This is a genomic window from Gordonia sp. NPDC057258 (assembly GCF_042668985.1).
Classification (GTDB): domain Bacteria; phylum Actinomycetota; class Actinomycetes; order Mycobacteriales; family Mycobacteriaceae; genus Gordonia; species Gordonia hongkongensis.
Genome location: NZ_JBHUXZ010000006.1, coordinates 121,567 through 140,527, shown reverse-complemented (window position 1 = coordinate 140,527; position 18,961 = coordinate 121,567). Strand labels below are relative to the sequence as shown.

Annotated in this window: 22 protein-coding genes; 16 read left to right on the top strand and 6 right to left on the bottom strand. The window is 66.7% G+C overall.

Annotation, left to right across the window (positions count from 1 at the left end; genetic code table 11):
* Positions 1 to 251: 251 nt before the first annotated feature.
* Genes secY through map form a run of 3 tightly spaced genes read left to right on the top strand, consistent with a single transcriptional unit; the run spans position 252 to position 2,983 of the window.
* The gene (gene secY / locus ACFUEJ_RS06995; protein ID WP_058251974.1) at positions 252 to 1,580 is read left to right on the top strand and encodes a preprotein translocase subunit SecY; all 1,329 of its coding nucleotides are present in this window, start codon (positions 252 to 254) and stop codon (positions 1,578 to 1,580) included.
* A complete protein-coding gene (locus ACFUEJ_RS06990) occupies positions 1,577 to 2,131 on the top strand; it encodes an adenylate kinase (protein ID WP_004023564.1) in 555 nt (184 codons plus the stop codon). The genes secY and ACFUEJ_RS06990 overlap by 4 nt, the downstream gene beginning before the upstream one ends.
* Positions 2,132 to 2,185: 54 nt before the next feature.
* Positions 2,186 to 2,983: a type I methionyl aminopeptidase gene (map, locus tag ACFUEJ_RS06985; protein WP_388028303.1), complete on the top strand. Its 798-nt coding sequence runs from the start codon at positions 2,186 to 2,188 to the stop codon at positions 2,981 to 2,983.
* Between the two features lie 91 nt (positions 2,984 to 3,074).
* Here map and ACFUEJ_RS06980 read toward each other — a convergent pair whose 3' ends face one another.
* Positions 3,075 to 4,685, bottom strand: a complete 1,611-nt coding sequence (locus ACFUEJ_RS06980) for a DUF222 domain-containing protein (RefSeq protein ID WP_388028301.1) — start codon at positions 4,683 to 4,685, stop codon at positions 3,075 to 3,077.
* Between the two features lie 381 nt (positions 4,686 to 5,066).
* On the opposite strand from ACFUEJ_RS06980, the gene ACFUEJ_RS06975 reads away from it, so the two are divergent.
* The 7 genes from ACFUEJ_RS06975 to ACFUEJ_RS06945 all read left to right on the top strand — a co-directional run bounded on the left by ACFUEJ_RS06975 (position 5,067) and on the right by ACFUEJ_RS06945 (position 12,612).
* Positions 5,067 to 5,447: a hypothetical protein gene (locus tag ACFUEJ_RS06975; RefSeq protein ID WP_247449931.1), complete on the top strand. Its 381-nt coding sequence runs from the start codon at positions 5,067 to 5,069 to the stop codon at positions 5,445 to 5,447.
* Between the two features lie 12 nt (positions 5,448 to 5,459).
* The gene (locus ACFUEJ_RS06970; protein ID WP_288815205.1) at positions 5,460 to 5,948 is read left to right on the top strand and encodes a hypothetical protein; all 489 of its coding nucleotides are present in this window, start codon (positions 5,460 to 5,462) and stop codon (positions 5,946 to 5,948) included.
* Positions 5,949 to 5,984: 36 nt separating this feature from the next.
* Complete coding sequence (locus tag ACFUEJ_RS06965) at positions 5,985 to 8,072, top strand: bifunctional lysylphosphatidylglycerol flippase/synthetase MprF (protein WP_288815202.1); 2,088 nt, start codon at positions 5,985 to 5,987, stop codon at positions 8,070 to 8,072.
* An 88-nt stretch (positions 8,073 to 8,160) separates the two neighbouring features.
* Entirely contained in the window at positions 8,161 to 9,075 is a 915-nt protein-coding gene (locus ACFUEJ_RS06960) for a carbohydrate ABC transporter permease (protein WP_288815199.1), read from the top strand.
* A 116-nt stretch (positions 9,076 to 9,191) separates the two neighbouring features.
* Positions 9,192 to 10,028: a carbohydrate ABC transporter permease gene (locus ACFUEJ_RS06955; protein ID WP_288815197.1), complete on the top strand. Its 837-nt coding sequence runs from the start codon at positions 9,192 to 9,194 to the stop codon at positions 10,026 to 10,028.
* A 90-nt stretch (positions 10,029 to 10,118) separates the two neighbouring features.
* Positions 10,119 to 11,432 carry an ABC transporter substrate-binding protein gene (locus ACFUEJ_RS06950; protein WP_288815195.1) on the top strand — a complete coding sequence of 438 codons (1,314 nt, stop codon included), beginning with the start codon at positions 10,119 to 10,121 and terminating at the stop codon, positions 11,430 to 11,432.
* 49 nt (positions 11,433 to 11,481) lie between these two features.
* Entirely contained in the window at positions 11,482 to 12,612 is a 1,131-nt protein-coding gene (locus ACFUEJ_RS06945) for an ABC transporter ATP-binding protein (protein ID WP_288815192.1), read from the top strand.
* On the opposite strand, the gene fdhD is transcribed toward ACFUEJ_RS06945, so the two are convergent.
* Genes fdhD through ACFUEJ_RS06920 form a run of 5 tightly spaced genes read right to left on the bottom strand, consistent with a single transcriptional unit; the run spans position 12,584 to position 15,554 of the window.
* Positions 12,584 to 13,450, bottom strand: coding sequence for a formate dehydrogenase accessory sulfurtransferase FdhD (gene fdhD, locus ACFUEJ_RS06940; RefSeq protein WP_288815190.1), 867 nt, complete (start codon positions 13,448 to 13,450; stop codon positions 12,584 to 12,586). The genes ACFUEJ_RS06945 and fdhD overlap by 29 nt on opposite strands.
* 40 nt (positions 13,451 to 13,490) lie before the next feature.
* Positions 13,491 to 13,940: a D-aminoacyl-tRNA deacylase gene (dtd, locus tag ACFUEJ_RS06935; RefSeq protein WP_247449919.1), complete on the bottom strand. Its 450-nt coding sequence runs from the start codon at positions 13,938 to 13,940 to the stop codon at positions 13,491 to 13,493.
* 40 nt (positions 13,941 to 13,980) lie between these two features.
* A complete protein-coding gene (locus ACFUEJ_RS06930) occupies positions 13,981 to 14,730 on the bottom strand; it encodes an SIMPL domain-containing protein (protein WP_288815186.1) in 750 nt (249 codons plus the stop codon).
* Positions 14,727 to 15,119: a phage holin family protein gene (locus tag ACFUEJ_RS06925; protein ID WP_058251965.1), complete on the bottom strand. Its 393-nt coding sequence runs from the start codon at positions 15,117 to 15,119 to the stop codon at positions 14,727 to 14,729. Before ACFUEJ_RS06925 ends, ACFUEJ_RS06930 begins: the two co-directional genes overlap by 4 nt.
* A gap of 27 nt (positions 15,120 to 15,146) precedes the next feature.
* Complete coding sequence (locus tag ACFUEJ_RS06920) at positions 15,147 to 15,554, bottom strand: iron chaperone (protein WP_223258815.1); 408 nt, start codon at positions 15,552 to 15,554, stop codon at positions 15,147 to 15,149.
* A gap of 185 nt (positions 15,555 to 15,739) precedes the next feature.
* Here ACFUEJ_RS06920 and infA point away from each other — a divergent pair, with 185 nt between their 5' ends.
* From infA to ACFUEJ_RS06890, 6 genes are all read left to right on the top strand, one after another.
* Positions 15,740 to 15,961 carry a translation initiation factor IF-1 gene (gene infA / locus ACFUEJ_RS06915; protein ID WP_004023539.1) on the top strand — a complete coding sequence of 74 codons (222 nt, stop codon included), beginning with the start codon at positions 15,740 to 15,742 and terminating at the stop codon, positions 15,959 to 15,961.
* Positions 15,962 to 16,078: 117 nt separating this feature from the next.
* Positions 16,079 to 16,192 (top strand): 50S ribosomal protein L36, encoded by a 114-nt coding sequence (gene rpmJ / locus ACFUEJ_RS06910; RefSeq protein WP_005207978.1) that lies wholly within the window; start codon positions 16,079 to 16,081, stop codon positions 16,190 to 16,192.
* A 210-nt stretch (positions 16,193 to 16,402) separates the two neighbouring features.
* Positions 16,403 to 16,771, top strand: coding sequence for a 30S ribosomal protein S13 (rpsM, locus tag ACFUEJ_RS06905; protein WP_004023537.1), 369 nt, complete (start codon positions 16,403 to 16,405; stop codon positions 16,769 to 16,771).
* Positions 16,771 to 17,178: a 30S ribosomal protein S11 gene (gene rpsK / locus ACFUEJ_RS06900; RefSeq protein ID WP_004023536.1), complete on the top strand. Its 408-nt coding sequence runs from the start codon at positions 16,771 to 16,773 to the stop codon at positions 17,176 to 17,178. Before rpsM ends, rpsK begins: the two co-directional genes overlap by 1 nt.
* 24 nt (positions 17,179 to 17,202) lie before the next feature.
* Positions 17,203 to 17,808 carry a 30S ribosomal protein S4 gene (gene rpsD, locus ACFUEJ_RS06895; protein WP_058251964.1) on the top strand — a complete coding sequence of 202 codons (606 nt, stop codon included), beginning with the start codon at positions 17,203 to 17,205 and terminating at the stop codon, positions 17,806 to 17,808.
* A gap of 79 nt (positions 17,809 to 17,887) precedes the next feature.
* Positions 17,888 to 18,940 carry a DNA-directed RNA polymerase subunit alpha gene (locus ACFUEJ_RS06890; RefSeq protein WP_058251963.1) on the top strand — a complete coding sequence of 351 codons (1,053 nt, stop codon included), beginning with the start codon at positions 17,888 to 17,890 and terminating at the stop codon, positions 18,938 to 18,940.
* Positions 18,941 to 18,961: the final 21 nt, after the last annotated feature.

Below are 18,961 nucleotides of genomic sequence, written 5' to 3'. Positions count from 1 at the left end.
TCTTGTCCGGGCGGGGGGGCGTGGCCCCCCCACCCACTTGGCCCCCGCCCCCCGCGGGGGGCGGCGCCCCCCCCCCCCCCCCCCCCGACCGGGGCGTTTCGGTGTGACTGTTAGAGTCTCAGAGGTTGTCCTGCCGGACACGCCCAAGACTGCCGCATCCCGAAAGACCATCGTCGATTGCCGAGCACACGGGGGTCGGGTCGCACCGACCCGGAACGTAGACCTCGCGTGGTCGTTACTAGGAGGAGTTAGTGCTTTCCCCCCTCTTCGCGGCCATTCGGACGCCGGATCTGAGGAAGAAGATCCTCTTCGTTCTCGGCATCATCATCCTGTATCGGCTGGGAGCGACCGTCCCGTCGCCGGGTGTCGACTACCAGGCCGTGCAGGCGTGTCTCGACGAGGTCTCGTCCGGTGAGTCGAGCTCGGTCTACTCCCTGATCAACCTGTTCTCCGGCGGCGCGCTGCTGCAGCTGTCGGTGTTCGCGATCGGCATCATGCCGTACATCACGGCGGCCATCATCGTGCAGCTGCTGACCGTGGTCATCCCGCGCTTCGAGCAACTCCGCAAGGAGGGCCAGGCCGGCCAGGCCAAGATGACGCAGTACACGCGCTACCTGGCCGTGGCCCTCGCACTCCTGCAGTCGACGGGCATCGTGGCCCTCGCCGACCGTGGCCAGCTCCTTCCGCAGTCCTGTGCGCAGAGCGGTGAAGTCCTCAACGACCAGAGCATCTTCGGTCTGTCGATCATCGTGCTCGTCATGACCGCCGGCGCCTGTGTCGTCATGTGGTTCGGTGAGCTCATCACCGAGCGCGGCATCGGCAACGGAATGTCGCTGCTGATCTTCGCCGGTATCGCCGCGCGTATCCCCGCCGAAGGTCGCACCATCCTCAACAGCCGCGGCGGACTCGTCTTCGCCCTCGTCTGTGTCGCCGCGCTGATCATCGTCGCCGGCGTCGTGTTCATCGAGCAGGGCCAGCGCCGCATCCCGGTGCAGTACGCCAAGCGCATGGTGGGCCGCAAGATGTACGGCGGGTCGTCGACCTACCTGCCGCTGAAAGTCAACCAGGCCGGCGTCATCCCGGTGATCTTCGCCTCGTCGCTGCTGTATCTGCCGCAGCTGATCGTCGAACTCACGCGCAATCCCGATGGGACGCAGTCGACCTGGCAGGAATACGTCACCAGGTACCTGACCGATCCGAGCAACGGCGTCTACATCGCCGTCTACTTCCTGATGATCATCTTCTTCACGTACTTCTACGTGGCGGTGACGTTCAATCCGGAGGAGCGCGCCGACGAGATGAAGAAGTACGGTGGATTCATCCCGGGCATCCGTCCGGGAGCGCCCACGGCCGAGTACCTCGGGTATGTGCTCAGTCGTATCACTCTGCCGGGCTCGATCTACCTCGGTATCATCGCGGTACTCCCGAACCTGTTCCTCGAGATCGGTAACAGCGGCAACGTCCAGAACCTGCCGTTCGGTGGTACGGCCGTACTGATCATGGTCGGCGTGGGTCTGGACACGATGAAGCAGATCAACAGTCAGTTGATGCAACGCAAGTACGAAGGATTCCTGAAGTGAGACTTGTCATTCTCGGCCCGCCCGGAGCAGGTAAAGGCACCCAGGCGGAGCTTTTGAGCGAAGCACTCGGGATCCCCCACATCTCGACCGGCGACCTCTTCCGCGCGAACATCTCCCAGGGCACCGCCGTGGGTGTGGAGGCCAAGAAGTACCTCGACGCCGGCAACCTCGTCCCGTCCGAGATCACGGTGGACATGGTCCGCGCCCGCGTCGGCGAGCCGGATGCGTCGAAGGGTTTCATCCTCGACGGTTTCCCGCGCTCGACCGAGCAGGCCGACGCGCTGAACGACATCCTGGCGAATCTCGACGCCTCGCTCGACGCCGTGCTCTCGTTCGTCGTCGACACCGACGTCGTCGTGGAGCGCATGCTGGCGCGTGGCCGCGCCGACGACACCGAAGAGGTCATCCGCAACCGGATGGACGTCTATACCCGGGAGACCGCGCCGCTGCTCGCGTACTACGGCGACCAGGTCAAGACGATCGACGCGGTCGGTGACATCCAGGGCGTCCACCAGCGCGTCCTGAGCGCGCTCGGCGCCGGCGTCTCCTGACCCCGCTGCGTCCTGACCGCACAGTCTTTGACAACCGAGGAATCGCTGTAGGGCATGGGTTTTCGTAAGCGCAAGCGCGTCGTCCCCTTCCGCAGTGGGGGCGAGCTCGATGCCATGGCCGCGGCGGGCGCGGTTGTCGGGGCCGCGCTCGTCGCCGTGCGCGATGCGGCGAAGCCGGGGGTCAGCACCCTCGATCTCGACGAGGTCGCCGAATCCGTGATCCGGGGGGCCGGGGCGGTGCCCTCGTTCAAGGGCTACCACGGCTTTCCCGGATCCATCTGCAGCTCGGTGAACGACGTGGTCGTCCACGGCATCCCGTCCGCGGACGTCGTTCTCGCCGACGGCGATCTGGTGTCGATCGATTGCGGCGCCATCCTCGACGGCTGGCACGGGGACTCGGCCTGGACCTTCGGGGTCGGGGAACTGTCCACCGCCGACGAGGAACTCTCGGAGGCGACGCGGCTGTCGATGGAGGCGGGGATCGCGGCCATGGTCGACGGCGCTCGCCTCACCGACATCTCTCACGCCATCGAACTCGGTACGCGCGCCGCGGAGAAGAAGTTCGGCCGGCCCTTCGGCATCGTCGACGGTTACGGCGGGCACGGCATCGGCCGCGAGATGCACATGGAACCGTTCCTGGCGAACGAGGGTGAACCCGGCAAGGGGCCGACGCTCGTGATCGGCTCCACCCTGGCCATCGAGCCGATGCTGACGCTGGGCACCACGGACACCACCGTCCTCGACAACGACTGGACAGTCGTCACCGACGACGGTTCGCGTTCCGCCCATTGGGAACACACCGTCGCGGTGACCGCCGACGGACCCCGCATCCTCACCCCGCGCCCGGTCTGACTCCACGCCAGTGCGGGAACCGTATCGGTAGCCAATACGAATCGCGCACTGTGCGAACAGGGTTCCTGGGTCTGCTCCTGTTGTTGCGCGGTCAGTTTCGTACCAGGAGTTCGGCGAGACACGCCTCGACCGGCGTATAGGTCTGGCCCGGGCGCAGTGGCGGGAGGGCCGCTGGCCAGTAGTCGACGATCGGCCATACGGGTTGTTGCTGGGGGCGTGTCTGATCGCCGGACGTGTTGCGTCCGTGGATCTCTCGCCGCACTTGTTCGAGGTGTGCCTGCAACCGCTTGGGTATGTCGGGTCGGCGGTTGAGGTGTTCGGGGTTGGGTGGGGCGCCGGGTTCGGCGTTCAATCGCCAGAGGCAGCGGCCTTCGTCGGGTCCGGATCGGGCGATGCGGGTGGTGTATTGGCCGGGTTGGTCGCCGACCATGCGGTTGTGGCGTGGGCAGGCGGGTGCGAGGTCGTCGATGTCGGTGAGACCGCCCTTGGCCCAATCCTTGTGGGCGTGATGAAGCTCGATGTGGGTGGCGGGCTGATCGCAGCCGGGTGCCGAACACACTTCCCCGTCGGGACGGGCGAAAGAGACGAGGCGTTGTTCGCGGGTGGCCAGACGTCTGCCGCGCCCGAAGTGCAGCGGCACAGTGGTGGCGTCTTTGAAGATCGCCAACCACGGCTGGACGTCACCGGCCATCGCGATCAAGTCCCGGATGGGAAGCAGGGTGCCGGTGGCGGTGGTCGCGAGTCCGGCTTCGCGGATGAGGTCGGAGAGGTCGGCTTTGATGATCAGCTGCACGGGCAGGCCGCGATGCGAGGTGCCGAGAGTCCCGTCGGCGAAACCTGCGGCGAGTGCAGCGTCGAGGGCGTCGTGATTGGACTGGGCGAGGGTGCGTCCGTCGCGGTCGGCGGCGGTGGTCAGGGCGTCGGGGTCGGCGGTGCCGGCCGGTCCGGACGGTGAGTGGGGGTCGTCGGGGTTGTTGAGTCCGGGTTTGCCCCACACGGCGAACATCATGGTGAGCCGGGCGGCGAGTGCGGGGGTCAGGGTGCCGGAGATCTTGGCGGTGCCGTCGGCGCGTTGTCGGCCGATCCACAGGCCGCGGCGTCGTTTCTGGTCGGTGTCGTCGGTCAGTGTGCCGTCGGGGTCGAGGTGGGCGAGCAGGCGGGCACCGAGTTGGGTGATGTCGGCGGGGGTGTGGGCTTCGGCGATCTCGGCCATCTGACGTTCGGCGGCGACCTTGATGTCGTGGTCGATGGTGCCGGGGATGCGGTCGAGGACGTCGAGGGTGGCTTGTACGTGGGCGGAGCCGACAGCTCCCACGGCGAACGCCTCGGCGAGGCAGGGGTGTTCGGGTGGTAGGACCTCGCCGCCGAGGCTGGTGCGGGTGGCGGTGGCGTCCATCTGCTTACGGCGCCGCATCGGGTTCGAGACTCGTAGCCGGTGTGTCATGTACTGCATGAGTGTTCGGCACCCGGCTTGTCGGGGCAGGTCGCGAGCCTCGACCTGATCGATCTGCCGGTCACCGGCCACGGTCAGACGCGCGATGGCGCGTTCGGTTTCCGCGGCCACCTCGGCGAGTTCGGCATCGGCACACGGCGACAGATCCACGGTCTGCAACTTGTCCAGGGTGCGATGCAGATCGGCAACCAATTCGACCGCACGAGGGGTCGGCGCGTCGGTGCCGACGTCTCGTTGGGAATCGAACACGACCTCACCCCCCCGTGGTGAATCGGATGTGATTTCCACTCTACCGGCTATTCGGTTGGTGTGCAACGAGTTTCGTCATCTCTTGGGTGGCGAACGGTTGTCGGTGGGAGATGGTAAGGCGGTTCGCGCCACAGCGCGGAGTGCATCATCTCAGCGGTCTGGTAAGCCGCGAGCACCAATCCGATGGCGTGCGGCATCCGGCACCGATACCGGCGGCGAGATGGCCCGCACCCTAGAGATCCTCGCTACGCGACGCGGACGATCCCTCTGCGCGAACATGTCATTCCGTTACGCCACGGGGAACGGGTCGATCAGTATCGGCGACCTCGGACATCTCCAGATGTTCGGGCCGCGATTCGGAGCGTCGACGTCGAAGGCCTCGTGGCGGCGGATGAATCGGAGCTCCTGGGTGCACTCGGGTACGCGGTGGACTTCGCGCGGCACTGGCAGCCTCCCGACGAGGAGGACATCCGCTATGCCGCAACAGAAGTCGTTGCGGTGCTCGAGCTGATAGCGGGGGTGCTGCTCCGCCATCCGGTCTGTGCATGGTGGGACGACCCGGTCGATCTCGCGCTCCAGCGCGTGATCGCCTACCCGTTCGGAAACGAGGCGCTTCCGGAGTCCGCCCTGCCGTGCCGGAGCGAGTGCGTGCGGTGGGATGAGTGGCGGGCCCACGTCGAAGCCGGCGAGGCGCGCTCGCGTCGGGAGTTCGAGCGCAATCCTCACCGCGCGTTCAGTGACGAGTGGTGGTCGACGCCGTAAGCCGCGGGGACGGTGCAGACGACGCGTGCCCGCCCGGGCCTCGGCGCGTTGCAGCTCGTCGCCGAGGAAGACACCTCGATCGGAGAGGAGGCCCGAGTCTGGACGGTGTCCGTCGGCGAACCCGCGCGGGTATACGAAGTCGCGGCACCCGCGGACTGGGCTCGGCTGGTCGACCACTACCCACTCGAGGTGACCGCGTCGAGGAGATGGGACTGGTACAACACCACCGGACGCCATCGCCGCTGGTTCGTGCCCGACTGGCAAGCCGTCGCCGCCGACCTCGATGCCGTCCACGTGAGCGTCAACGGTTATCTGACGAGTGCGGGGATCGAGATCCCACTCCCGGAGCGGGACGGGGCCACGGTGCTGGCCGGATGGGGCCCGGACGTGACGTGGTGGCTCGACCCCGGTTCCATCCGCATCGACGATGTGCCCGTCTTGTGGCGTCGTGACGACGAATGGTGGGTTCCAACGCTGGCGGGTGACCGATCAACCAGATGACCGTGTGCGGCGGGTCGTGTCGTCGTACCGTTGACCATGCATTCCGACGTCTCCTGGCTCACCGTCGTGCGGCGGCTTCCGTTCACCGTGGCTCTCGCGGCGGCCCTGCTGATCGTCGGTGCGACGACCGGATCGCTGTGGGGTAGGGCGAACGACAAGTCGTGGTATCACGAGGTGGCCTTCGGGCTTCCGGCGCTCCGAGAGGGCAAGTGGTGGACGCCGGTCAGCTCCGCGTTCGTCGAGCCCGGACCCTGGCTGTACCTGCTGGCGCTGGTGGCGGTCGTCGTCGGAATGGGTTGGGCCGAATGGCAGTTGGGCACCGTGAAGGCCGTTCTGGTCGGTGTGGGCGGCCACCTGATCGCATCCCTGCTGACGGTGTTGCTGCTGTGGTTGCTTTCCTCCGAGGTCACGTCGTGGCGGTGGGCGGAGCAACTCGCGGAGTCGCGCGCCACCGGGGTGGGGGCGTTGGTGGTCTCGGCGGTCGCGGTGGCCTCGGCGACCGTGCGTTCGCCCTGGCGGCTACGTGTCCGGGTCCTGTTGGGCGCCATCGTCTCGGTCGCGTTCCTGTTCGAGGGGACCCTCGCCTCGGTCGAGTACGTTCTCGCCGCGATCATCATGCTGATCGTGGGGGAGAAGTTCTTCGCCACCAACGAACACGGTTGGGTGCCGCGGACCCGGCGTGAGGTCCGCATGCTGGGTTGCGCTGCCCTGTTGGTCATCGCGGGCGCGAACCTCCTGGTGTTCCTGTTCCCGGGCAGCGGGCCGCTCGGGCCGACCGACGCCGGGGACGACTCGGTCTTCACGATGCTCATCGGCCTCGTCGTCAACGTGCTCATCGCCGATCAACTCCGGCGGGGTAAGCGGTGGGCGTGGTGGGTGGCCGTCGTCCTCGGTGCGCTCAACGTCATCGCGACCCTGCTGGCGGTGATCCTGGTGGTCTTCACCGACGTGTCGTCGGAGGGCGCCGTGACGCTCGGAACCACGTTGCTCTGGGTGCTGGTCCTGGCCATCCTGATCCCCGGCCGGTTCGCGTTCGCGGTGCCGTGGCGCGTGCGTCAGGTCGGTGCGTCCGTCGACGGCGACGACCCGGTCGCCCGCGTCAAGGAACTGCTGCGCGCGCACGGCGGCGGCACGATGTCGTGGATGACGACCTGGCCGGGCAACAGCTACCAGTTCACCGGCGCTGCGGGCGATCTCGACGACCAGTCCGTCGTGACCTACCGAAAGCACGTCGGGACCATGGTGGCCCTGGCCGACCCGGTGTGCGCACCCGAGCGGTTGGCCGACGCCGTCGACGCCTTCGTCGACCTCGCGGAGAGCGCCGGCGCGACTCCGTGCTGGTTCTCGATCGGCTCGGCGACCTCGGAGATCGTCACCGGACGCGGATGGCTCAGTGTGCAGATCGCCGAGGACACGATCGTCGACCTGCCGGGTCTGGAGTTCAAGGGCAAGCCCTGGCAGCACGTGCGATCGGCGATGAACAAGGCCACCAAGCAGGACATCTCGATGCGGATGGTCTCGCTGGCCGACGAGTCGTTCGCCGTCAGGACCCAGGTGCGCGCGATCTCGGAGGAGTGGGTGGGGGACAAGGGCCTTCCCGAGATGGGATTCACCCTGGGCAGTGTCGAGGAGGCGATGGACCCCGCGGTCCGGGTGGCACTCGCGGTGGATCCTACGGGCAACGTGCACGGCGTGCTCTCGTGGCTACCGGTGTACGCGCCGGATGGCGACGTCGCGGGATGGACGCTCGACATCATGCGACGCCGAACGGACGGGTTCGGGCCGGTCGTCGAGTATCTCATCGCGTCGTCGGCAGTCGCCTTCAAAGACGAGGGAGCGCAGTTCATCTCGCTGTCTGGCGCACCGCTGGCGCGAACGGGCGACTTCGACGCCGAGCCGCTCGACAAACTGCTCGACACGCTTGGTGCCGCGCTCGAGCCCTACTACGGATTCCGCTCACTGCACACCTTCAAGAAGAAGTTCAATCCCCGCTACGAGCCGGTGTATCTGGCCTTCCGGGACGAATCCGACCTGCCGCGTATCGGTGTGGCCATCTCCAGGGCGTACCTGCCGGATGCCACGACCGGTCAGCTGGTCCGGCTGGCGGCGTCACGAGGGGAGTGACCCGCCCGCCCCGGCTGTGAAGGCATCGTTCACGGGAATCGCCGCCTGAGTTCACCATCCGGTCGTCTCCGACGGCGAGACTTCGCCAGTGTCATCGGTCGACGAACATGTGCTGCCCGCAACGGGGCGGCGTCCCTGGCGAGGCTATGCTCTGTTCCTCCTGCTCGTCGTGCCGAACCTCGTCCTCCTCGGCGTGTTCACGTATCGACCGCTCGTCGAGAACATCCGGATGTCGTTCTACGACTGGAACATCGCCGAGGCGGGAGCGACGTTCGTCGGGATCGACAACTACCTCGAATGGTTCACCCGTGCCGATACCCGGGTGATCGTCGCCAACACCGTCATCTTCACGGTCGCCGCTGTCGTCGGCAGCATGGTCATCGGCCTGGCGCTCGCACTGTTGCTCGACCGTAAACTGCGCGGCCGAAATCTGGTGCGATCGGCAGCTTTTGCTCCGTTCGTGCTGTCCGGGGCGGCGGTCGGCATCGCTTTCCAGTTCGTCTTCGACCCCAGTTTCGGCCTCGTCAACGACGTGATGGTGCGCCTCGGACTGGGCTCTGCACCTGACTTCTACCAGCAGCCGTCGTGGGCACTGTTCATGATCACGGTGACCTACATCTGGAAGAACCTCGGTTACGCGTTCGTCATCTATCTGGCTGCGCTGCAGGGTAAACGGACCGATCTGGACGAAGCGGCCGCGATCGACGGAGCCGGCTGGTGGACCTATTTCCGCAAGGTGCTGTTGCCGCAACTGCGGCCGACGACGTTCTTCCTGTCGATCACCGTGCTGCTCAACTCGTTACAGGTGTTCGACATCATCAACGTGATGACCCGGGGCGGCCCGTTGGGCAATGGCACCACCACGATGGTCTACCAGGTCTACGAGGAGAGTTTCGTCAACTTCCGTGCCGGCTACGGCGCCACCGTCGCGACCGTCATGTTCGTCGTCCTGCTGGCCATCACGGTGATCCAGGTGCGCATGATGGACAGGGGAGCGCGATGAGGCCCGTCACCACGAGTCCGGTGTCCGGACGGGTTGCCACGCCGGGGCGCACAGACGAGTCCAGACGTCCGCCGGCGGGCCCCGGCCAGAAGCGACGGCGCCCCGGCGGTGAGGCGATGACGCCGGCCACCCGCCGACGACTGGCCGACGCGTGCGGGTACGCGGCGATGACGGTGGTGCTGGTGATCATCGCGCTGCCCCTGGTGTGGATCCTGTTGGCGTCGTTCAAGGATCGCACCGAGATCTACGTGCAACCGGCCGTGTGGTGGCCGTCGACGTGGCGTCCAGAGAACTACGTCGAGGCCACGACGTCGGTACCGTTCTGGAGCTACCTGCGCAACTCGGTCATCGCGACCTCGATCCTCGGCGTGGCCAAGTTCGTGCTGGGCGTGCTGAGCGCGTACGGGCTGGTGTTCCTGCGCTTCCCGGGCAAGAACATCGTGTTCGTCGTCATCATCGCCGCGCTCATGGTGCCCAACCAGATCACCGTCATCACCAACTACGCCCTGGTGGCCCAACTGGGACTGCGGAACACCTTCATCGGCATCATCCTGCCGCTCGCCGGTGTCGCATTCGGGACCTTCCTGATGCGCAACCACTTCCTGTCCATCCCGCCCGAGATCATCGAGGCGGCGCGGATGGACGGGGCCGGTCACTTCCGCCTGCTCACCAGAGTGGTGCTGCCGCTGTCGATCCCGACGATGGTCGCCTTCGCGACAATCACCCTCGTCAACGAGTGGAACGAGTACCTGTGGCCGTTCCTGATGGCCGACGACGCCTCGGTTGCCACGCTGCCCGTGGGATTGACCCTCCTGCAGAACAGCGACGGTCTCACCAACTGGGGCCCGGTCATGGCGGCGACCGTGCTCGCGATGCTGCCGATGCTCGTCCTCTTCCTGGCCCTGCAACGGCACATGATCAAGGGCCTCACCTCCGGGGCGGTCAAGGGCTGACCGGCCGGCACCCCACCAGCCAGAACACCTGGCGCGAGAACACCCCCGCGCGAGAGCGACTGACACACAGACGATCGAAGGAGACGACAGATGATGAACATGTCCCGGCGCGGGTTCCTCGCCGCGTCCGCGACGGCCGCGGCCGGTGCTCTGGTGGCCGCATGCGCCGGAACCTCGGGTGACGGCGGTTCGTCGTCGGGCGACGCCTCGAAGCTGAGCTTCTGGTCGAATCACCCCGGCAAATCCATCGAGGTCGAACGAGAACTCATCTCTCGATTCGAGGCGGCCAACCCGGGCATCACCGTGCAGCTCGTCGACGCCGGCAAGAACTACGAGGAGGCGGCGCAGAAGTTCAACGCCGCGCTGTCCGGCGGCGCCGTGCCCGACATCATGATCCTGTCCGACGTCTGGTGGTTCAACTTCGCGCTCATCGGCGCGATCAGCCCCCTCGACGACCTCTTCGGCCGTGCGGACGTGAATACCGCCGACTACGTCGATTCGCTGGTCGGCGACTACAAGTGGAACAACCAGACGTGGGCGTTGCCGTACGCGCGGTCGACTCCGCTGTTCTACTACAACAAAGACGTGTGGCGCCGGGCCGGCCTGCCCGACCGCGGCCCGCAGACCTGGGACGAGTTCGACGACTGGGGCCCGCGGATCCAGACCGTGGTCGGCGGCGACAAGCGCGCGCACGGCTGGGGCAACGCGACCGACTACCTCGGATGGACCTTCCAGGGGCCGACCTGGACATTCGGCGGCGCCTACTCGAACGACTGGGAGCTGAAGTTCACCGATCCGAAGACCGTTGCGGCCGCGCAATATCTGAGCGACTCGATCAACACGAAACGGTACGCGAAGATCTCCAACGACATCGCCGGCGACTTCAGCGCCGGCATCATCGCCTCGACCATCGCCTCGACCGGCGATCTGTCGGGCATCACGGAGAACGCCGCCTTCGACTTCGGTACTGCTTTCCTGCCCGCGCCGCAGGGGGTCTCGGGTTGCCCGACGGGCGGTGCCGGTCTCGCGGTCCCGGCCAAACTGTCCGACGAGCGCAAGGTCAACGCGCTGAAGTTCATCGAGTTCATCACCAACACCGAGAACACCGCCTACTTCTCGCAGAATGTCGGCTACATGCCGGTGCGCAAATCCGCGCAGGACGACCCGTCGATGGTCGCGTTCCTGGAGAAGAACCCGAACTTCGCCACCGCCATCGAGCAGCTTCCGCGGACACAACCGCAGAACAACGCGCGGGTCTTCGTCCCCGGCGGCGACAAGATCATCGGCACCGGTTACGAGCGCATCGGCCTGCAGAACGCCGATGTCGCCGCGACCCTCGCCGACACCCAGCGCCAGATCGCGCAGATCTACGAGGCGCAGATCGCGCCGAAGCTCCCGTCATGACGGGCGACGTGGCGGGGCCGGTCGTGGGCCGGCGACGAGGGGGCCGGTCGTGGCATCGGTGACCTTCGACGGCGCGACCCGGCGCTTCGCCGACGGCCAGAAACCCGCCGTCGACTCGCTCGACCTGGCCGTCGACGACGGCGAGTTCATGGTCCTCGTCGGACCGTCGGGATGCGGGAAGTCGACGAGTCTGCGGATGGTCGCGGGTCTGGAGTCCGTCGAGTCGGGGGCGATCCTGATCGACGACGTCGACGTCGTCGGAAGGGCGCCGAAGGCCAGGGACGTGGCGATGGTCTTCCAGAACTACGCGCTCTACCCGAACATGACGGTCGCCGACAACATGGGATTCGCGCTGCGCAACGCCGGGATGAGCAAGGCGGACACCGCGTCCCGGGTCGGTGAGGTCGCCGAGATGCTGAAACTCACACCGCTTCTCGACCGCAAACCGGCGAAGCTGTCCGGTGGGCAGCGACAGCGGGTCGCGATGGGTCGTGCCATCGTGCGACGTCCCAAGGTGTTCTGCATGGACGAGCCGTTGTCGAATCTCGACGCCAAGTTGCGGGTGAGCACGCGTGCCCAGATCGCGGCCATGCAGCGGGAACTCGGCATCACGACGCTCTACGTGACCCACGACCAGGTCGAGGCGATGACCATGGGGCACCGGGTCGCCGTGCTCGATCACGGTGTGCTGCAACAGGTCGGGAGTCCGCGCGAGATCTACTCGCGGCCCGCGAACCTGTTCGTGGCGTCGTTCATGGGCTCACCGCAGATGTGTCTGATCGACGCCCGGGTGGACGCGGGCATCGTACGCCTCGGTGGCGCCGAGGTCCGGGTTCCGCCGTCGGTGCTGTCGTCGGCGTCCGCGGGCGACGTCGTCGTCGGTCTGCGTGCCGAGTCGTGGCAGGTGTCGGCTGCACCGCAGGCCGGGAACCTCACCGCAACGGTCGATCTCGTCGAGGAGCTGGGGGCCGAACAGTTCGTCTACTGCAGCGCGGACGTCCGGTTGCGCGGGAGTCGCATCGTCATCCGTGTCGATCATCGCCGGACGATCGAGGTCGGTGACGTGATCGGGCTGACCCCGGAGGTCGACGAGACGTACTGGTTCGATCCGATCAGCGGGGTCGCCCTCGACGACCCGCGTCGTCACGACCTCAGCGCGGGACCGAAACCTCTTCGGTGATCGCGGCTTCGGGCAGGGAGATCCGATCGGGACGGCTGTAGATCACCATCGACTCGCCGCGAGAGAAGCCGACGAGCGTGATGCCGAGATCGTCGGCGGCGTCGGCCGCCAGTGACGACGGCGCGGAGATCGCGCACAGCATCGGGATTCCCGCCATCGCGGCTTTCTGGACGAGTTCGAAGCTCGCGCGGCCGGAGACCTGGAGGACGGTGCCCGACAGGGGTAGTCGGTCGGCGAGAACCGCCCACCCGATCACCTTGTCCACGGCGTTGTGCCGACCGACGTCCTCCCGGACGGCGAGCATGCGACCATCCGCGTCGAACAGCGCGGCGGCGTGCAGGCCACCGGTCTTGTCGAAGACGCTCTGTTCGGCGCGCAACCGGTCGGGGAGGTCCAGGACCGTCCCGGCGGCCACGCTCATGGTGTCGGCGGCGGGATCATGGACCGACGCGGTGTGGACCGCGGCGATGCTGTCCTTGCCGCAGATGCCGCATGCACTCGTGACGGGGTTGGCGCGGACCATCTCGGAACCGGGTGGCGGCACATGCGGGGCGAGCGTCGCGTCGATGACGTTGTAGGTGTTGGCGCCCTGCGCGTCGGTGCCTGCGCAGTAACGGGCCGTCGAGTAATCCGCGCCGGTGGTCAGCACACCTTCGGAGACCAGGTAGCCGGCGACCAGTTCGAAGTCGTGGCCGGGAGTGCGCATGGTGACCGCGAGTGTGTGCCCGCCGACCCGGATCTCGAGCGGTTCCTCGACGGCCAAGGTGTCCGCGCGCTGCGTCGGCTCAGCGTCGCGTCGGACGCGGGTGACGCGGCGGCGTGCGGTGATTCGTCCCACCGGCACCACGGTAGTCCTGCGACTGTTTGTGTCTGCGGTCTCAGACGTCGAGCACCAGGGTGACCGGGCCGTCGTTGACGAGACCGACTTCCATGTGCGCGCCGAAACGGCCGGTGGCCACCGTCGCGCCGGCGGCCCGGAGCGCGTCGACCACCGCGTCGACCAGCGGTTCGGCGACGGGCCCGGGCGCGGCGGCATTCCACGAGGGGCGTCGGCCCTTTGCGGTGTTGGCATAGAGCGTGAACTGGCTGATCACCAGAATCGGGGCGCCGAGGTCGGCGGCGGCCCGTTCGGGGCCGTCCCCGCCGTCGAAGATCCGCAGGCGCCAGATCTTGTCGGCCAGCTTGCTCGCGTGGTCGACGGTGTCGTCGTGCGTGACCCCCACCAGGGCGACGAGGCCCGCGGCGCCGGGCGGGATGTCGAGCTCGCCGACGACCTCGCCGTCGACGCTCACACTCGCTCGGCTGACGCGCTGGAGAACGGCGCGCATCAATCCTCCGATCTCCGCGTGCGGTGCACGGACGGGGTGTTCAGTCCAGCGCGAACGTGACCGTGACGGTGAAGGTGAGTTCCTGCTGGCCGGGCTCGACCGGTACGGGCGCGGCCGCCACGTCGCGTTCGAAGGTACCGGGCGAGACCGGCTGTTCCTGGCCGCTGGTGCTCTCCTTGATGGTCAGCACGTCGCCGAGCGAGTCGCCGGCGAGACCGGCGTACTGCTGCGCGCGGCCCCGGGCGTCGGTGAACGCGGCTTCGCGCGCCTTCTCGAGGAGTTCCGAGTCGTCGTCGATGGCGAAGGCGACGTTGTTGATGCGCGTGTTGTCCCCACCGGCGGTCGCGGCGGCGCTCAGCACGGTCGACGCCGTAGAGATGTCGCGGATGGTCACGCGGATGGTGTTGGTCGCGGTGTATCCACTGATCTGGCTCGAACCGCCGGGTGCGGCACTCGAATACTGCGGGTTCACCGACACCTGCTGCGTGGCGACGTCCTTGCGCTCCACTCCGGCCGCGACGACCGCGTCGGTGACCGCGGTGACCTTGGAGCTCGTCTCGTTCAGCGCGGTCGTCACATCGGACGCGGTCGCCTCCACGCCGATGTCGGCGCGCAGGGTGTCCGGGGTGCCGCTGACCTGGCCCGACCCGACGACGGTCACCGACCGTGGCTGCCCGCCGGTGTCGCTGCCGCACCCGGCCACCACCAGGACCACGGCGGCGAGCGCCGCGAGGACCGATGTCGTCCGGAGTGCGGGGCGCAGTGTGTCGGCGCCGCGTGTTCTCGTCATCGGTCGACCGGGTCGCGCATCAGCAGGGCCAGGAGCCACCCGACCACCGACACGACGATGGCGCCGAAGATCGCCGACCAGAAGAAGTCGTCGACCTCGAGCCCCCAGTGCGTGGTGTTGCGGGTGATCCACGCGGTGAGCTCCAGCATCAACGCGTTGATGACGATGTGGATCAGACCGAGCGTGAGGATGTAGAAGGGGATCGCGATGATCTGCACGATCGGCTTGATGATCGCGTTCAGAACACCGAAGATCACGGCGACCACCAGGGCGATACCGACTTTCTCGGCGGTCGTCGAACCGCCCACGAAGTCGATGCCCGGCACGATCAGCGTCGCGACCCACAACGCCACCGCGGTCAGTACGGTGCGGACGAGGAAGGCAAGCATGGCGACAGTGTGCCAGCACCCCTCGCCTCAACCATCGATCTGATCGCGACGGAACGTCATCATGGCGCGGATCGCGTCGTCTGACGGAGGGGCGTCGGGCTGGAAACGTAAGGTGCCCTTCTGGACGTCGAATCCCGCGAGGAACGGCCGCCCGGCGTCGACCGCGTCGGGGCTGAACGGGTACAGCCCGATGTGCTTCTTGGTGCGCATCACCGACAGGAGCGGGCTACCGCGATACGTCAGGGCCGGCATCCCGTAGCCCTTGCCCTGCGCGGTGCCGGGGACCGTGTCGCGGGCGACGTCATAGATCCGGGAGATGACCGCGCGGTCGTCCGGGTCGAGCCCGTCGAGATAGTCGTCGACCGTCCCCATCCGCTTGGACCTCCTTGCGACGCCGCGCACGCATTTGGCCTGGCCTGCCTGTTCGCGTAGCATGGACCGTCGGTGCGCATCGCGCGCCGGGCCTCGGCGTGTCAGCACGTGGGTCCGGTCGGCGCACACCGGGTGCAGGTCCTCGCGGACCGGTGCCCACACCCTAACGGACAAACACTGATTCAACCCGGCCAATGGGCCGCGACGTCGCCCAGATGTCGTGGTCGGAGGCCAGGATCGCGGAGGACATGGCGAAGAAAGACGGGGCCATCGAGGTCGAGGGTCGAGTGATCGAACCCCTGCCCAATGCGATGTTTCGTATTGAGCTGGAGAACGGACACAAGGTTCTCGCCCACATCAGCGGCAAGATGCGGCAGCACTACATCCGCATCCTGCCCGAGGACCGGGTCGTCGTGGAACTCTCGCCCTACGACCTGGCTCGTGGGCGAATCGTGTACCGCTACAAGTAGGACTTTCCCGGCGTCGCCGGGGACAGACTTCCCGGACATCCGTTCGGGAGGAGACCGACACCCACGTGTACGGCCGTTTCGGCGTGCGCGCGGGCGAGCCGAGCAGGAGAGATTGACGTGAAGGTTCAGCCGAGCGTCAAGCCGATCTGCGAGAAGTGCAAGGTGATCCGTCGTAACGGTCGGGTCATGGTGATCTGCGAGAACCTGCGTCACAAGCAGCGTCAGGGCTGATCACGCGCACCCTCCGGGTCGCTTGAGTCAGAACAACTGAAGATCGACAACTCAATACACAAGGACCTCCCAACACCAGCGGCGACAGACGCGTCACCGCCTACCTCCGGATCAGAGGCCGGAGCCCACGAGGCCGGACACACGGTTCGGCACCAGCTCGCGGGACGGACTGGGAGCAGACCTCTGAAAATCGAAAAGGAAATCCGCCACATGGCACGTGTTGCTGGTGTGGATCTCCCCCGCGAGAAGCGGCTGGAGATCGCACTGACCTACATCTACGGAGTTGGGCGCACCACCTCCAAGGAGATCCTCGAGGGAACGGGCCTGAGCCCCGACCTCCGAGCGAAGGATCTCACCGACGCAGACGTCTCGAAGCTGCGTGAGTACATCGAAGCCTCGGTGAAGGTCGAGGGTGACCTCCGTCGCGAGGTGCAGGCCGACATCCGTCGCAAGATCGAGATCGGCTGCTACCAGGGTCTGCGCCACCGTCGTGGCCTGCCCGTTCGTGGACAGCGCACCAAGACCAATGCCCGCACTCGCAAGGGCCCGAAGAAGACCATCGCCGGGAAGAAGAAGTAATGCCTCCGAAGTCACGTAGCGCAGGCCCCAAGAAGGGCACCCGCCGTCGCGATAAGAAGAACGTCCCGCACGGCCACGCACACATCAAGTCGACGTTCAACAACACCATCGTGTCGATCAGCGATCCCAGCGGCAACATCATCAGCTGGGCGTCGTCGGGCCACGTCGGTTTCAAGGGCTCGCGCAAGAGCACCCCGTTCGCGGCTCAGCTCGCGGCCGAGAACGCTGCGCGCAAGGCCCAGGAGCACGGCGTCAAGAAGGTCGACGTGTTCGTCAAGGGACCGGGTTCGGGTCGCGAGACCGCCATCCGCTCCCTGCAGGCAGCCGGCCTCGAGGTCGGCACCATTTCCGATGTCACCCCGCAGCCGCACAACGGTTGCCGTCCGCCCAAGCGGCGTCGGGTCTAGCGGGAAAGGGAGGAACAGAGAAACATGGCTCGTTATACCGGCCCCGCAACCAAGAAGTCTCGTCGTCTTCGCGTCGACCTGATTGGTGGAGACGCTGCATTCGAGCGTCGCCCCTACCCGCCCGGCCAGCACGGCCGCTCGCGGATCAAGGAGAGCGAGTACCTGCTCCAGCTGCAGGAGAAGCAGAAGGCGCGCTTCACCTACGGCGTCCTGGAGAAGCAGTTCCGTCGCTACTACGAAGAGGCGAACCGTCGCACCGGCAAGACCGGTGACGAACTGCTGAAGATCCTCGAGACCCGTCTCGACAACGTGATCTACCGCTCCGGCATCGCGCGTACCCGTCGTCAGGCCCGCCAGCTGGTCAGCCACGGCCACTTCACCGTCAACGGTGTGAAGGTCGACGTGCCCAGCTACCGCGTCAGCCAGTACGACATCATCGATGTCCGCCCGAAGTCGCTGCAGACCGTCCCGTTCCAGATCGCCAAGGAGCTCGTCGGCGATCGTCCGGTTCCGGGTTGGCTCCAGGTCGTGCCGTCGACCCTGCGTGTTCTCGTGCACAGCGTGCCCGAGCGTGCCCAGATCGATGTCCCGCTGACCGAGCAGCTCATCGTCGAGTTCTACTCGAAGTAACACACCGCCCGACAGCAACAGCTGTTCGGTACACCTCGAGGCCGTCATATAGCGGGCGGCCAAAGGAGAGATCCACAGAATGCTCATCTCACAGCGACCCACCCTCACCGAGGAAGTCCTCGCCGAGAACCGCTCGAAGTTCGTCATCGAGCCGCTCGAGCCGGGCTTCGGCTACACCCTCGGCAACTCGCTGCGTCGTACCCTGCTCAGCTCGATCCCGGGTGCAGCCATCACCAGCATCCGCATCGACGGTGTCCTCCACGAGTTCACCACCGTGGCCGGGGTCAAGGAAGATGTCACCGACATCATCCTGAACCTCAAGGGCCTCGTGGTCAGCTCGGACGAGGACGAGCCGGTCACCATGTACGTGCGCAAGCAGGGTCCGGGCACCGTCACCGGTGCCGACATCGTGCCCCCGGCCGGTGTCACCGTGCACAACCCCGATCTGCACATCGCCACCCTGAACGACAAGGGCAAGCTCGAGATCGAGCTCGTCGTCGAGCGGGGCCGCGGATACGTCCCGGCCGTGCAGAACAAGGCGTCGGGTGCCGAGATCGGCCGCATCCCGGTCGACTCGATCTACTCGCCGGTGCTCAAGGTGACCTACAAGGTCGAGGCCACCCGTGTCGAACAGCGCACCGACTTCGATCGACTGGTGCTCGATGTGGAGACCAAGAACTCGATCAGTGCGCGTGACGCGCTGGCATCGGCGGGCAAGACCCTGGTGGAGCTGTTCGGCCTCGCCCGGGAGCTCAACGTCGAGGCCGAGGGCATCGAGATCGGGCCGTCGCCGGCCGAGGCCGACCACATCGCGTCGTTCAGCCTGCCGATCGAGGATCTCGAGCTGACCGTTCGTTCCTACAACTGCCTCAAGCGCGAGGGTGTGCACACCGTCGGCGAGCTGGTTGCACGGACCGAGTCGGATCTGCTCGACATCCGCAACTTCGGTCAGAAGTCGATCGACGAGGTCAAGGTCAAGCTGCACGCGCTCGGTCTGTCCCTCAAGGACAGCCCGGCCAGCTTCGATCCGTCGCAGGTCGCGGGTTACGACCCGGCCACCGGCACGTGGTCGGAAGACGCGTCCTTCGACGCCGATTCCGGTGAGGATTTCGCGGAGACCGAGCAGCTGTAGTCGCTACGACGCGGCGGTAGC